This is a genomic window from Bacillus sp. LR--39 (assembly GCF_053613335.1).
In genome coordinates this window covers 1-1,021 of the sequence record NZ_JBSIOT010000375.1, presented here as the reverse complement: position 1 = coordinate 1,021, position 1,021 = coordinate 1, and the positions used below count along the sequence as shown (strand labels likewise).

General features: G+C 40.9%; 1 pseudogene. It reads right to left on the bottom strand.

The features are described 5' to 3' along the window. Positions 1-160 precede the first annotated feature (160 nt). A pseudogene (locus ACWHAR_RS23355) lies at positions 161-945 on the bottom strand (YwqG family protein). Positions 946-1,021 lie beyond the last annotated feature (76 nt).

The following is a 1,021-nucleotide window of genomic DNA, read 5'->3' as shown; positions in this document are numbered from 1 at the left end:
GATAGTGAGTTTTTTCAGTCCGATGATTTTTTTGTTGTCATTCCTTTTCTGTCCTTCTTTGTTTTCGGTATTGCAGCCACATTGCTATTTAATAAGTCAATACCTCTTACGGTGCTGGCTTATTGGCATCATGTGTGACCCTTTGGATCAAAAGCTTGTATTAGCTGCAGTCCCAGTTGTACAGAACGTTTGAAAAGTCTTTTTTCCTTAGATCGTCAGGTGTGATGAAAAAATTGGCGATGCCGACGTCTCCCCACATTGAATCGATATCATCGTCTGAATCAATTTGTAAAAGCATGATGGTGTGTTCTTTATATGCGTATTCCCGTGGATCATGCTGGGTAAAAGAAGCGTATCCGCCGATTTTATGGCCAAATCCGTTTTCAGCCAGTTCATTATAAATGTCTTCTTCATCCTCGCCGAACTGACCAAAGAACTCCATTGTTTCCATGCCCGTATACTGCTCAAATTGAAAATCTGTAGGCAGCACCCATTCCGAAGATTTCACAGGCTCGACTGCCGCTTCTGATAAAATCGGAAAATCACATTCGCCTGTGCCAATAAATGAAAAATCAGAAACAAGCTCGTCTTCGTTTTCTATGATATTTTCAAAATAGATCACTCTGAAATCCTTTTGTTCACATCGATCGTCAAAATTCAATCCATAGACGTCATCATGAACAGAAATGTAGAACTGCAGGATACCTGAAGAAGGGTAGCCGTCAAGCTGGGGAATGTGCGAGAAATAATCTGTGCCAGAAGCTTCATCGGCTGTCCATTTTCATCAGTCGGGTATGTTTCATGCTTGGGGAAATAGGGATCACCGGCAATTTTGCTGTCATATCGTCCTGTTTTCTCTTTTCGGACATTCAATTTCACGTATTCTTTCGCTGATTTCTCCAGCAAGTCGCGGTACGGTCTCATTTTTTCGGGCAGATGATTCATCAGATTCTCTCCTTTTCCGGCATCTCCAATTATTTTTGAAAGGTTTTATTTTCTGGTTTTCTTCGTTTCTTCTAAT